This window comes from Bradyrhizobium sp. DN3, assembly GCF_041357655.1.
Classification (GTDB): domain Bacteria; phylum Pseudomonadota; class Alphaproteobacteria; order Rhizobiales; family Xanthobacteraceae; genus Bradyrhizobium.
In genome coordinates, this window is record NZ_JAULLN010000020.1 from 1 (window position 1) to 13,910 (window position 13,910).

Genomic DNA, 13,910 nt, shown 5'->3' on the forward strand with positions numbered 1-13,910 from the left:
CGGGCCGGTTCAGATAACCGCGCGCCACCCCCGCCCCGCCGACGTAGAGCTCCCCGACCGCGCCAAACGGAACCGGCGCACCATGATCATCCAGCAGATAGACCACCGAATTCCGGATTGGTCGTCCCAGTGGCACCCGTTGCTGGCCATCGAAGCCAGCAGGCACCGGGTAGCAGAGACTGAAGGTGGTGTTCTCGGTCGGGCCGTAGCCATTTGAGATTCGCAGCGTCGGATGTCGCTTCTGACATGCTCTGATGGAACTGGCTGAGACCTCTTCGCCCCCGACCAGCAGTTGCTGCAGCCCACTGGTGCTCCGCCCCTCCCCGACATAGACGTCGAACAACCGCGCAGTCATCCAAGCAATAGTGATGCCTTGGTCTTGGATGATCCGGGCCAGAGTTGCCGTCGAGAGATAGCGTTCAGGATAGAGCACAACACTGGCGCCGTTCGCCAAGGCTCCCCAGACTTCGAACGTGGTCGCATCGAATGTCGGCGAGGAAGCGTTGAGAAAAACGTCCTGCGGCGAGATCTCGACGAAATCGTTCTCCGCCACCAGACGCACCACTCCGCGATGCTCGACCATGACCCCCTTGGGCGTGCCTGTTGATCCGGAGGTATAGATCACATAGGCGAGATGGCGTGAGGTGAGGCCAAGCGCACGCGGGTCCGGATCCGACGCCGGCAGATTTGCCCACGCCGGCATGGCCGTCTCCAGATCCACCACGCTCACATCGGCCAGCGCATCGGCGCCCAGCGCGGATCGGCCGGCCGCATCGGCCAGCAGGAGCCGCGGCGCCGCATCGTCGAGAACCTGCCGCAGCCGCGCCGGTGGATAGGCGGGGTCCAGCGGCAGGTACGCCGCGCCCGCCTTGAGGATCGCTAAAAGCCCGACCACCATCGCCACGTCGCGCGCAACGCAGATCGCCACCGGTTGGTCCGGCCTGACCCCGAGCCCGATCAGATGATGCGCCAGGCGGTTGGCCCGCGCATTCAGCTCGCCATAACTTAGCCGCTCCTCCTCATGGACCACCGCCACTGCGTCCGGCGCACGGCGAACCTGTGCCTCGAACAGCTCGTGGATGCACACGTCCGACGGATAGGCCGATGCCGTCCGGTTCAGCTCCTCCAGCAGGTACGCGCGCTCAGCGAATGACAAGAGTTCAATCTGCCCCACCGGCTGCCGCGGATCTGCCTTCACAGCACATAGCAAATTTTGCAAATGCTGGGTCATACGGTCGATATGCTTGGGCTCCAAGCGACTTGCATCAAAGTGCCATCGAAAGCTCCCATCTAGAGCGCAAACCTCAAATGTTAACGCCTCACCGGGCAGGGCTGCCTCAGAAGTCGGGCTCGAAGCTAGGTCACCAGTGGCAGACTCGCCACTTACAGTAAGCATAACGCCAACGGGCCAGGGCCGGCGCGATCGTAACGCCTCCATACCGAGCAACGTTGGGCAGCGCGCGATAAGATCTCGCGCGAAGCTATCCTGCTCCTTCAGCTGAGCGAATTCGGCCGCCACCACCGTGCGCGCCTCTGCAAAATCATTGTCGAGATCGATGGTAATTGCCATCGGCACAACAGAAGCGACAAGCACCTCAAGCGCTTTCAAGCCCGCTCGCGATCCACTCGACGCGGGAGTCCATCCCAATTGAAGCTCTAATTCTCCCGTGGTGCGGGCTAGGTAGATCAGCCAAGCCGTTAGCAAGAATTCCGTGCGATTACTGGGAGACAGCTCAGCCAAAGCATCTGGAATTCGCCATGAACTCAACTGCCATTGAGGTGCAGCCAAAGCTACTGAAGACGACAAAAAGGAAAGCTGGGATGTCTTGAACTGTTCAAGCCGCCGTCGCCAAAAACTCTCACGAGGCGCTAACATTTCATGCGCAACCGTTATGCTCCGCGCCTCGTCATCGCTCAGAATCGGGAGGCGGTCGCCTACATGGGAATCAGAACGCCTCGCGAGTGCCCGCGCATCCAGAGCCTTACCATCCAAGCTGCTAAGCCAAACATCAACATCCTCTGTCCCTGTCGCCACACGCCAGTGGCTGGGGTGGATCTCAACTAAAGACCCCGCAGTAAAGCCCGAGCGCCGAGCCGTCACCTCCAAGCGCCTGACGACGACAACGTCATCGCCTACGAGAGCCTTGGACAACCCCAATGAATTGGTATGATACGGGCCAAAGTCTAAGGCGCGCGTCATCGCTTCCAGATCTTGTGCGGATCGATCCCATCGCAGACAGCCCGCAGCATCTGGGCGTCGACCTTTCGGGAAAAAGCTTCGGTCCGCTAGCGCTTGCGGACGAGCACTAAGCTCTCCATTTGTTAAGCCAGTTAGAAGCTCGCGGAAGCCATCGATAGCAGCCTCATAACATTTGAGATTCAGCGTCAGCGCAGTATCGCTCGTCGCAATCAACACTTGGCGTTGGACGACCAGCTCACCAGTATCAACACCGTGATCGATACGATGCCACGTGATGCCATGTTCGGTCTCTCGGGCAAGAAGCGCCCAAGACGTCGCATGAGTTCCGGCATATCGCGGCAAGGGAGCGTCGTGGTAACTGAAAGCGCCTCTACGCGCTTTCCCAAACACATCTGCTGGCAATATGAACGGATTGGCAACGGAAAATATCCACTCGACTGGCTCGGCGTTGAGCAGCGCAGATAGCTCTTCAATGCTCGTCACACACAAGATATCGGCGAGAGCGGCCCAATCGCGGAATATGGCGTCGGCACACAGCGCCGCCCGGATCACGTGGCCCATCTCCATCACTAGCTGAGCACATCTAATAGCTAGCGTACCACCACCAACAAAGATGCAAGAGCCAACCGGTGTAGCAAGTTTCATCTGAACTCTTAGACAGGGGCTACGATGAAGGCCGTAACGGATCACCCCGCATTTCAAGCAATCGGCATACCAATGACGTACTGCGAGCGTTTCCTGAAGAAACAACGCGCGCCTCGCTCGGAATGCCGCCGTCGGACTTGGGACATCGACGTCCTGAACCAGACACAGCTCAGCACAACAATACGGACGTCATTGGCGACGATCACCGCATGGGCGTCCGCAAAGTCGTCGGAGGCTCTGCAACAGCCGCCGTCATCACCGCGCATACAGCAGAATCTCCTTGGCGCTCACGTTAAGTAACGGACGCGCCAATGACCTTCTGCGAGCTCATTCTGAAGAAAACAACGCTTCTCGCCGGGCTGCCAGAATTTTGCCGTCATGCCGTCGGGCTTGGGACATTAACGCCTCGAACGAACAGAGCTCAACACAACGGCACGCGCCGTCAACAGCGACGACCACTCAAGATCGGGCGCCCGCGCCTTGCCCGAATTGCCTTTGCGAGCCGAAATGCTCGCCGCTGCTTTCTCCAGGTGGTCTGCTCGTCGAGTGAGAGAGGGTCCTGCGGCAGGGATTCCGCTCATGTTGCAAAGTTCGCCACGCATCGCGTTTTCGCAGATTGGCGGGGGCTCGGCGTTTTCGCCTAATGCCCGCTGACGTCTGTGGCACGGCCCTTGCTCGTGAGGCGACGAAAGCGACGAAGAACGGGTCCACGGCGAATGTCGCAACCACAACTGACTCCTGATCTCTCACATCGGCGCATGCTGTTGACCCTTGGGTGCAGCGACTTGGATGTGACTGCCGTGATCGAGGCACTCAGTCGAGACTGTGTCATTTTGATTCGTAAAGTCTCACCGAGCGGGGCGGACGGCCTCGTACATCAAATTGCCGGTGAACTGGGATTGCAAAAAAAGCTAGAGCTGGAGGCCGGCTTTTCCGATTTTCTTGGTCACCGACGGCGGATCAACAACTACTTCATGAGCGTTAATTCCCGAGATGATTATCAGTTTGTCACCCCGCATTCCGAAGGAGATAGAATATCTAATATGCAGTTGTCGTGCTTTTATTGTTTCGAGAATAGTAAAGACGGAGGAGAAACAATCCTATTGAACATCGACGACACAAGTGAGGCATGGGGACTTTTACGAGAAAAAACGACAAAAATATTACCTGGATCAAAACCATTGTCTCGGGGCATGATCACTCGTGCAAAAGCACTTTATCGTCTGAGCTCGCCGGATGACTATTTGGTACCAGATGACCAAATAGTAGCCGAGGTGAAATCCGAGATCCCGGGCCTTTTGCTGGCGATTGTTATGGCAAGGCCGAAAAGAAGCTTTTCCCTTCTCCTAGGGCGGGACGTGAATGTCCTTTGGGATAACATTGGTAGTGTTGACCAAAGCTGTCTTCACTTTTTCGTTCGGATGTTGCAGGAGCGCGAACTTCTCAAGTTCCCGCCGGACGGTTTTGAGTTGCACCAACTGGACCCCGTTAATGCAGGACGGAGCTGGTGTTCAGGCGCCGATTACGAGAAACTTTTTTGTGACGAGATTATTCTCAAGCTAAAACCAGGGGACCTTGTTATTCTGAACAACCTAACTTGGGCGCATGCGGTGAACAATTGGACATCGGCACCGGGCACTCGAAGGATAGCCGTGGCATTGGCCTAGCGTAGTCCCTACTTTTCCTGAAAGTTGAGTCTTGCTTCAAGGGTGCATGAGCAGCATCCCCGAGCGACAGCGATTAGCCTGACGAAGGAGTGACCTGCCACTGAACTTTCATCCAGCGGCAGTTAGAGTCTCGGGGGGATGGAGCGAGACCGAACTTTGGACCACCCAGAACTAGAGTTTTGCGCCTCTGTCACGTTGGCGGGCTGGTTGCGCCGACGTGGTTGTGCAGCAAAATCGGCGGTCGAATGCCGATCGCGCCGTGGGGCCGTTCTTCGTTATAGTATCTGCGCCAAGTCTCCACTTTTTCTTGGGCGTCGGCAAGGCTTGAGGAACCAGTGCGTGTTGAGGCATTCGGCGCGGAAGCGGCCGTTGAAGGCTTCGATGAACGCGTTGTCGGTTGGCTTGCCGGGCCTGGAGAAGTCCAGCGTGACACCGCGTTGGTAGGCCCATAGGTCAAGATCGCGCGACACGAACTCGCTGCCTTGGTCGACCCGGATCGTCGCCGGGAATCCCACTTCCTTGCAGGCCCTTTCCAGTATCGCGACGACGTCGCTGCCGCGGAAGCTGAACTGTGGCTGCAGCAACCGGTGAGAAGCGGGAGAAGATATCGACGATCGTGAGCACGCGCAGCTTGTGTCCGCTCCATCCTCGCATTCACTTCAGTTCAAGTCGTTGGCGATAATCAATTCGCTCGGCTCGCATTAGCGGGCATCCTGACCGGCCTCGCCAAGGAATTGCGCGATAGCGTTCCGAATGTCGTTGAGCTGCGAACCCAATGAGTCTGTTCTTGCCCTCATTTGGCGATAGCTCCGGCAGAAGCCGGCTCCGGTCTCTTGGGCAAGCACGCCGAAAAGGGATCGGAGCCGCGCGAATTTCTATCCAGGAGGGAGGTATTTATAATATGCAACTTACAGCTAGCAGACCGGCCCGCAGATCGAAAACAACCACACGTCCTTAATTTTCCAGCATGAAACCAGCGCATAACCCCCACTCGACCGTTGTCCGACTCGACCTAACCGGCGCACCTCCTCCGCTCGCCGCGCCATCATCTCTCACGGCCGCCGAGCGGTCACTGTTCAACGAGATCGTAAACGCTTGCGACCCTCGACATTTCGCGAAGGGCGACACTCCGCTCTTGGTGTCGTACGTGCAGATCATTTTGGCGGTCCGGAAGCTCGCCGCTGTTGCGAACCGGAAGCCCGCTCCTGGAGCGTTCGTTTCGCTGGAGCGGATGGCGCGGCTGCAAGCGAGCCTCGCGACGAAGCTTCGATTAAGCCCGCAATCGAGGCTCGATCGCAAGACAGCAGGACGGATCGTCGCGAAGCAACGCAATGCTTCCTACTACGACCGCGCAACGGACGATGACGATGAGTGAGGCGGATCAGGACGCGTTAGAATTGGCGCTCTCGCGTATCTTGGGCAACCCCGAGCACCCGCAGCATGCGCAAGTCCACGACAAGGTGCAGAGCGAACCTTGGGCCGATGTCGCGCAATTCGCGGCCTCCAGCGAGCAGATCGATACCCTGAACCTAAAGCCGTGGCAGTCACCCCCATCGCACATTGACGATCCGGACGCCGTTGTCGCGGTGGGCACCTCGCACCCCGACTACAAGGCGGCGAAGCTCCTACAGCGGATGCAGGCTCACGGCGTTTCGAAATATGCACCTGATCCGGTGCTCGCGATTGAGAAGGCAAAGCTTGGAAGAGCGCGGCGATAAGCGCAGGGCCGACCAAGCAGCGCGGAAAGCCGGAGCGCCGCCCACTCTGACGTGCCGCCGGAGGAATGGTTATGCTTGGCCTAGGCCCCTCATTCCAACTCAACTAAGCACAGTACTGAGGGGGAAGTTCACGGTAGCAAGCGAAGGGCTTCCGCTTCAATGGCACTGACTATGCCCTCTGCCATTTTGTGTATATCGGTCAATACGCTAACGACATTGGCATTTCGCACGAATTCGGGCTCCGAAAATGCAATGGCTTGATTCAACATGACAATGTGCATGCCGGGAGCATTCAAAGGCGTCGTCGCAGATAGTTCTCGTTTATCAGGATCCCACGCATATGTCGGAGAAGCTGTGAGATCAACTGGCACAATGCTCCACGCGAACAAAGATGCCGGAGCTGGTTGAGCTTTGATCAAGAAGCGATGCTTATGAATGTTCGCCAGTCGATTTAGACCAACTAATTTGAAGTTTCCATCTGGGCGCTCCTTGCTGGGTGGATACGGCTCAAACCGTCTAATCACATCGTGCAGAGCGGCGGGCACCGATTTAAAATCAAGCTTCTTGGGATCGTCGGCGAACGGAAATGCCAAACCTCTTTCCGCCTTTTCATTCCCCTTCAGCGAGGGATCAATCAATAGCGAGGCGGCGTACACGGCTTGATCCAAAGCTGAGCGCGACTTGGTAATTGAATCATCCACCATCTCAGAAAGCTCTTCCGGGAATTCTGAGTAGTGCCGTGCCGCCACCTGTATCCCGCGCTCTCGATCACGCCGTATGCTTTCTTTGAACGGGTTGACCGCGAAGTACTCGCCAATCCCCCGGGTCAATTCGTCGATACGGCGTTTCGCACGCGCGATTTGCGTCTTTGGGTTTTCAAATGGATCAATGGCCATTGCGAAAGAGCCTAAGAAAGGTAGCCCAACATAGGTTCAACCAGCAGCCAGACCTTAGGAAGAACCCGACGATGCTGATGACCCGAGCCGTCACCGTGACGGCGGCATCGATCCGCTTCATTAAGCGGACAAAGCGACGCCAAAAACGAGAGTTGAAGAGTTTCATAGGCGCAGTCCTCCATTAAAAGAATCAGAGAACGGCAACCAGAAGTATTGTCGGGTGATTTGCTGGAGGTCCGCAAGGTGGCTTGAGTCAGCATCCTCCAAAAATAACAAGTGGTGGATAGACGGTGGAGGGCAGCAATTTGATCTTGACGGACTATGGCCGCTCGCAGCCGACTGCCCAGCAACGCCGTAAATTTACGCTACACTTGAAAGTACGCAGACGAAACCTACATACGTTTTGGAATAGTCGGAGCTGTGACCGCGGGGCACCTTGACCGGACCAATGCAGGCTAACCCACCCGCAACACTGCTGGCCTAATGTGTGAACCGGCTACCGCAAGGGACCTCACGCAAGGGGATAGGAGACACCCATGGGTGTATTCCTCGTTCTCGAAGCCAGTCAGCCGCACGGTACGACCTACCGTATCGGCTTCGGATGGTCCTTCCATCCGGCGCTGGCCTCGGTAGTCGCCGCACTGGCGCGGTTGATCTAAAGGGAAAGGCACCTCGGAGACGGGGTGCCTTTTTCTTTACCTCAAAGAGGACCGTGGAAGCTCATCAGAAAGGACTCGCTTCGGTTGTATTTTCCTGATGAAATCTAAAGACGTGACTGATTCGCCACACCGCCGGCCGCCTTAGCTGCACAGAGGGCTACTGGCCCCGGAAGGAGGTGTATTCACATGGCACGTATCGGTCGTAGCGCCATCACTGGTCGCTTCACAACGGTTAAGACGGCGAAGGGGAAACCCAACACACACGTTGTCGAGACCATCAAAACCAGCAAGGGTAAATAACCCAAGCTAAGTTTTGCGGCGGTGTCCGGCTCAACCCCGGCCCGCCGTTTTATCTTTCTAGGTGATTCGAGGAAAAAAAGATTCTGCTTTTTGCGCCTTCGGTCGCTCGCGAATTTACTCCGCGCTGGCGGCTGTCACCAGCTTAAGCTCAGGCTGGCCAGCCATGTCGCGCAAATCCTTCGCCAGCTCGGTGATGGTGACAACGCCAAGCTTAAACAGGGTATCCGCAGCCATCTCATCGAGCGAGTCGCTTGGATGCATCAGGGAGTTCTATCCAACTGCCTCATCCTATCGAGCATCGAGGCGACTTTCGGAGATGGATAGCTCGCGTTATTTTCCTTTGCCTGGGCTGCTAGTGTCTCCAGAGCCTCAACGTAGTCGTGCCAACTGCGAAAGCCCTTTTCCTGCCCGCTCACGGCTTTGTAGTAAGCGGCCATTACGACCTCCAACCCCCTCAGAGTGTGAAAGCCACAAGCTGTAAAACTCTCCAAAGCTAAGCAGCGGCCCGCCTCGCGTATCTCCGCGAGAGCAGCATCGGCGACATATGGATGTATCAAGCCGTGAAGATTTTCTTCCGCGCTGTGGAGCAATGTCGGGACATCAAAGCCTACCTTCTTCTCGATAAAGTAGGTCTCGGACTTCCGACACTCGGCGCTGAGAACGTGTCGAAACTCATCGAGCTTGGCCCGAAGCGTGTAAAGCGACCAAGTGGGGAAATCTTGGTCCAAGTCCACACCAGCTTTCATTTTGCTACGAGCTGGGCCGTCATAGAAGTTTAGATTGAGTACTTCCCGAAGAGCTATGAGGACCTGACGTGCGCTATCTCGCGTAAGTGGGAAGCGGCCAGACATTGCACTGTTCAGCAAAGAAGGCTCAGCCATAATCGTCGAATTCAAGGCCCCGGGAGTATCGATGGACGAGCATGTCGGCGACCTTTCAGAGTACGCTCATTTGCTCGCGGCCAAATCAGGAGGCCGGCTAAACAAATTTTATGGATATCTTATCGGTGACACTGTCAACCCACTGCGTCTGAGCGGAACTTGGACACCGTTTTCAGTCGGTCAGGGATGGTTTCAATCGAGCGCCCTCTTGGACCCCTCGCACTCGGCAGCCCTTGGGTGAGACCTATTTTGAATTGCTCCACTTCGGTGACGTGATTAAGCGAGCAAAGAAGCGGATCGGCGTATACCAGGACAAGCTCAAGCTGAATCTACATCAGGACGATCATTGAAGCCGCATTGAGCGTGGGGCAATGAGCTGGACGAGCGCGCACTGTGGTCTTCCGAAGCAAAGTGCGTGGCTAGTATCGCCGCCATCGCTCGAATCCGCTTGCAGCCTCACGACAGCCCTGATGTAAGGCAGATGGTACTGGAGTTCATCGATACGTTCACGGTCCTCGTGGGATTTCCGCACCCTTTGCTTCTGGCGGCGAAAGGCCCCATGCGTGAGCGCCTTTAGTCGCCGCCGCATGACCGGGTGCAAATTTAGAACGGCGATCGATCGTCCTTCTCCCAGCGGGAACGACGCACCTGATATTCGTCTGTCTTGAAGACGACGCCCTCCACATGGTGCACGCTGACGCTGTCCGGCATCACGCGAAGACTTGGCTCCCGCGGATCGGAATCGACCCGTGCTCCCGCCAACGCCGGTATGGCATCAAAGTCGGGCCATGCTGGCGATTTTACCTTTTCTTCATCAACCTTTGGCGCCGGCGGCACCTCCTCGAACACCGAGTAATCGACTTCCCACCCCTCCGCGGTACTTTGGCACGTCCTGGCTCTGATCTCGGTCCCGCTCGGAATTTCCATCGCCTCAACGCGCGCAGCCTTGTGGAACAGAACGACGTTGAGCACGTCTCCGGCGACCTGAACCGACGGGAAGATAATGCCATCGATGGGCACCGAGGATTCGGTTGCGAGAAAATCGGCGATAGCTTGCGTTGCCAGATACTCGAAAGGCTCGTCGTCGGGCATGACTGGCTGGGTGATGCGGCTGCTCAGAGATTTCAGAAATTGCGCTCGTTCCAGCCGGCGCGCAAAATCGACGTCAAAGATGCTTCCGTGCATCTGGACATTCTTGAGCGCCGTCAGATCTAGCAGCCGGAGTTTTCGGATGATCTCGAATTGCGCCACGGCAACCTTGCTTCCAACCGGAGGCCGCACCTCGGCGATGGCGGCCTTGGGATCGTTGGCGCCGTAGAACACGGAAATGCCCCGCGCGTTCATGCGACCTGCCGCAGCCAACAGCGTCGGCGGTGACCCGAGCTGGAGGTCGGGCCGACACATCGCCGCCTCGAGTTTGTCCTCGGACTGGAAGACCCGGGCGCGAGAGAGTGTATGGAAACCCGTTCCGGGCCCCGCATCTACGACAAGAGGCTGCCCCTGCCGCGTCCGCAAAGCATCGACTCCGTCGAAGATTGCCGCCAGATGCGTAGCTGCAGTGCGGCTGAAGAAGCGCGCCTCGGTCTTGAGAGAATTCTCGAACCGACGCCATTCCTCGCGCCAAGCATCATCGCTGACCTTTTTCTCCTCATAATAGCTATCGCTCGCGAACTCCGTCTCTTCACCGATGGCCGCGCTGTCGAAATCGCTATGTTCCTCCTCCAGGATTGACTGGATATCGTGGGCAGCGTCTTCAGGGATTTCGGCCGCGTTTTGAATGGCGTACACGACATCATCGCCGTGTCGATTCCATTCGTAGCTCAGCTCCTTATCGCGCTGGAGCATATGTTCGTAGTCGTTTGGCTGATCTGACGTTCGATAGTAATGCTGTTCGAATGCGGTCGCCACACGCTCGGCCATCTTGTCAAGGCTGAAGGTGCGACGCGTCTTTTCGCAATAGCTGCACTTGGCGCGCTTGCCCTTGGCGCGAACTTCATCGCTTAGATACTGCTCGCCAATGCAAGCGTAGCATATGTGCTTCGCTTTGAGGTCGTCACTATCTACGGAATGCACGATATTTCCTACCTTGTTGCGCCATCGTCTCCGACCACGTCGCTGCCTCACAGGCAGTCTGGCCTCGTCAGCATTTCCTCGAACTCACCTGATCGCGCTGCTGAATACGTCAATCGCTACGATACGCTGCTGGCATTGCGTGAAGCTGAAGAGAATATCTCCGGGAACAAGGCAAGCGCGATCTTTCCTGACACGCTCTGGCGGTCGTCTTGCGCAACTGTGCGCGCCTTGACGATCTTGTTGCGGACACTCTCGATTTCAAGGAGATCGTCCCTGTTGGTCAGTTGGGCGAAGGTCCGAATGAGGCGCACATACCGCTGTCGTCGTTCGACATTGAGGAAGGAGTTCAGCACCTCGACAAGATTTTGCTGCCGCGACCCGACCGGCCGACCGTCGATCAGGGAAAGCAGGCAGTTGATCAATGCATCCACGTCGAGCGCGTGCAGCTCGTTGACGTCGCTGCCCGGAATCTCCACTTTGGCGACGAGTTCGCCAAAGAGGAGCTCACGCTCTTTCCATTTCGTACCTTTTTCTCCGAGTGCGCCGCGCCAGCGCGAGAGAAAGTCATGATGCCAAGACGGCCTCGACGGGACCGCGTTTGCTCGGCCTCCGTCGAGCCAATTGAGGTCGGAAAGTGTGACCAATTTCGAGCGCCACGCGTCTTCATCCAGCCAGAACGCGCGCAAGATTACTTCTCGCCGCTGTCTGGAGAGGGCTATCGTTTCATCGTCAATTGAGAACAGGTTCTTGTCGTGGGAGTAGAAAATGTCCTCAAACGAACTGAGTAATCGGCCGCTCGTGGGTGGCTCAAAATTCCAGGTGAGCCAAATCAGGCGAATGGACGCGTTCTCATAGAAATCTTCGCGTTGCACGACGATGGGGATTTGCGTGGTTGCAAGTTGAACCTCCGCGACGAGTGGCATGCCATCATAGATCGCGCGTACGTCCGGCCGCCGCCGTCCATTCTCTAGGATGAGATACTCATCGATAACGACGCTTCCTGCGGTCGTGCGCGGATCGTTGGTCAATAACTCACCGACGATATGTTTGATTTTAGCATGCAGCGGGCTTTCCTGCGCTCCGTCAAATTGCTGCGCGCTAACGATATCGACGCTGGCCGGCGTCCCCGTCCACCAGGGACAAAGCTGTGGGGCACCCGGGTGGTGTTTCCAGTAGGGCTGGCCGGTCCGGCCTTCGCGCGGAGCATAGACGGCATGTCCGCATTTCGCGCAGACGAAACGCGCTTTCCTGTCGAGCCGCGCGCGCGTCGCCGCGCGACGGAGAACCTGATAATCGTCCTTGCTCATCGCTATGAGCGCATCACTCGTGATGCTGTGCATCGATGCAAGGTCAACCACTCTCTTGAGTGTCCTTCGGAGAATCGCCTCGACCATCTACCGAATCTCCCTTCGTCCGGCGTGATCATTGAGCATTTGCGGGATCGCGTGCTATGGAAAATCGTCTGAGTCTCAAGGAAGTCCCGCCGACGGCATGACCGGCGGCGGGGCGAAGACGCAACTCGCGGCTTCACCGATTGTCAGCCCGGCATGCCGGCCGTCAGGTGTCCGCACCGGGAAGAATGGGTTCTTCGCCGAAGGGGCGGTTAATGATCGACAGCGCGTCGGGCGCCGCGAAGACGCGGTTGCGCGCATAGCCGGTACGCTCGTTCAAGATTTTATTCTCGACCAGTTGCTCTACCGCTTGCGAGGCTGCAGGCACAGTAATGCTGAGAAGCGAGGCCAGACGCTTGACGGTCAGCACCGGATAGTGCGGCAGAACATCTAGTGCTCGCAGGCTCGCTGAGCCCTGGCGAAATTTGCGCCGCTTCCGCCATAGATCGCCAAGTGCAGACAAAGCGTCGCGGGTCTTCAGCAGCTCATCCGTGGTGCCGACAATTGCGTCCGCCATGAATCCGACCGCTTCATGCCATTCGAGGCGCTGCTGAGCCGCTTTGAGCGATTCATAATAAGCTGTCTTGTGGGCTTCAATGTATGGTGACAGGTAAATCGGCATCATGCCTTCCGCCGCCATCATCAACGGCAGGAGGAGACGGCCGACGCGGCCATTGCCATCACGAAACGGGTGGACTGCCTCAAAATGTGCATGCGCAACCGCCATTCGCACAATGAAGCTCTGGTACATCGCTTGCATGCCCTCGCAGCGCATGTACTTCATCGTGTCCTCAAGACACGCGGCAATGTCCGACGGCGGCGTCGGATTGTAGGTCGAGTAAGCAATATCGCCCCTGCCGCCGATCCAGACCACAACCTGGCGAAGATCGCCGGGCTTGTCCTTGTATTCTGCGTCGCCGCGCATGACGGCGCGATGCAGATCCCGCACCAAACCGCTTGTGAAGATTTCCAGTTTCTCTTGTCTGGCCCGCGGCAGGAAGTCATCGAGCGCGAGCGCGTAGTCACGCACCTGAACTACCGCCTCGCCCTGCTGGGAATCTTCGCTTTCTTCACCGGACAGCAATTCGTCAAGCGTGCTGTTGGTGCCTTCGATCGCCGAGCTGCTGACAGCTTCCCGCCGTGGCAAGATGCGGCTGATCAGATACGGGTCCTTTAGTTCGGCCGCGAGCGTCTCGATGCGCACCAAGGCTGCATCGGCCGCCCTGAGCCGGGCAAGGACCGACCCCACGGCAACGCCGTCCTCAGGCGGGGGCAGCGGAACCACGCCGTAATGCGCCGCATAGGGCGCCGGAAGCCGCTGCAATCGTTCCCAAACGGCGTGAGTGAGATTATCGCGGTTCAAGAGAAACCTTTCGCAGAAGAGCCAGTTCCGACACCATAATAAAGGTTATTTATCTATACTTCAATAAAGCGACTGATGGTTGGCCTTATATAATGTTCTTAGGTTCCGTCTTCCAAG

Annotated in this window: 11 protein-coding genes and 1 pseudogene; 4 read left to right on the forward strand and 8 right to left on the reverse strand. The window is 57.2% G+C overall.

Annotation, left to right across the window (positions count from 1 at the left end; translation table 11 throughout):
- Positions 1-2,761: amino acid adenylation domain-containing protein (locus tag AAE027_RS26630; protein ID WP_370986904.1), on the reverse strand; the 2,761-nt coding region annotated here is incomplete at its 3' end.
- 884 nt (positions 2,762-3,645) lie between these two features.
- On the opposite strand from AAE027_RS26630, the gene AAE027_RS26635 reads away from it, so the two are divergent.
- The gene (locus AAE027_RS26635) at positions 3,646-4,512 is read left to right on the forward strand and encodes a hypothetical protein (protein ID WP_370986905.1); all 867 of its coding nucleotides are present in this window, start codon (positions 3,646-3,648) and stop codon (positions 4,510-4,512) included.
- Between the two features lie 190 nt (positions 4,513-4,702).
- Here the strand turns inward: AAE027_RS26635 and AAE027_RS26640 are convergent.
- Positions 4,703-5,154 (reverse strand): annotated as a pseudogene (locus AAE027_RS26640) (integrase core domain-containing protein); the annotation flags it as partial.
- 505 nt (positions 5,155-5,659) lie between these two features.
- Here AAE027_RS26640 and AAE027_RS26645 point away from each other — a divergent pair.
- Both AAE027_RS26645 and AAE027_RS26650 read left to right on the forward strand, forming a co-directional pair.
- On the forward strand, positions 5,660-5,887 hold the full coding sequence (locus AAE027_RS26645) for a hypothetical protein (RefSeq protein WP_479714247.1): 228 nt from the start codon (positions 5,660-5,662) through the stop codon (positions 5,885-5,887).
- The gene (locus AAE027_RS26650) at positions 5,880-6,230 is read left to right on the forward strand and encodes a hypothetical protein (RefSeq protein ID WP_370986907.1); all 351 of its coding nucleotides are present in this window, start codon (positions 5,880-5,882) and stop codon (positions 6,228-6,230) included. Before AAE027_RS26645 ends, AAE027_RS26650 begins: the two co-directional genes overlap by 8 nt.
- A 128-nt stretch (positions 6,231-6,358) precedes the next feature.
- On the opposite strand, the gene AAE027_RS26655 is transcribed toward AAE027_RS26650, so the two are convergent.
- Positions 6,359-7,126, reverse strand: a complete 768-nt coding sequence (locus AAE027_RS26655; RefSeq protein WP_370986908.1) for a hypothetical protein — start codon at positions 7,124-7,126, stop codon at positions 6,359-6,361.
- Positions 7,127-7,662: 536 nt separating this feature from the next.
- Between AAE027_RS26655 and AAE027_RS26660 the strand changes: the two genes are divergently transcribed.
- Positions 7,663-7,785, forward strand: a complete 123-nt coding sequence (locus AAE027_RS26660; RefSeq protein WP_256466460.1) for a hypothetical protein — start codon at positions 7,663-7,665, stop codon at positions 7,783-7,785.
- A gap of 414 nt (positions 7,786-8,199) precedes the next feature.
- Here AAE027_RS26660 and AAE027_RS26665 read toward each other — a convergent pair whose 3' ends face one another.
- The 5 genes from AAE027_RS26665 to AAE027_RS26685 form a co-directional block, all read right to left on the reverse strand.
- Positions 8,200-8,346: a hypothetical protein gene (locus AAE027_RS26665; RefSeq protein ID WP_370986909.1), complete on the reverse strand. Its 147-nt coding sequence runs from the start codon at positions 8,344-8,346 to the stop codon at positions 8,200-8,202.
- Complete coding sequence (locus tag AAE027_RS26670; protein ID WP_370986910.1) at positions 8,346-8,813, reverse strand: hypothetical protein; 468 nt, start codon at positions 8,811-8,813, stop codon at positions 8,346-8,348. Before AAE027_RS26670 ends, AAE027_RS26665 begins: the two co-directional genes overlap by 1 nt.
- A gap of 756 nt (positions 8,814-9,569) precedes the next feature.
- A complete protein-coding gene (locus tag AAE027_RS26675) occupies positions 9,570-11,039 on the reverse strand; it encodes an RES family NAD+ phosphorylase (protein WP_370986911.1) in 1,470 nt (489 codons plus the stop codon).
- Between the two features lie 116 nt (positions 11,040-11,155).
- Positions 11,156-12,433: a DUF6035 family protein gene (locus tag AAE027_RS26680; protein WP_370986912.1), complete on the reverse strand. Its 1,278-nt coding sequence runs from the start codon at positions 12,431-12,433 to the stop codon at positions 11,156-11,158.
- 163 nt (positions 12,434-12,596) lie between these two features.
- Positions 12,597-13,793, reverse strand: a complete 1,197-nt coding sequence (locus tag AAE027_RS26685) for a Fic family protein (RefSeq protein ID WP_370986913.1) — start codon at positions 13,791-13,793, stop codon at positions 12,597-12,599.
- Positions 13,794-13,910 lie beyond the last annotated feature (117 nt).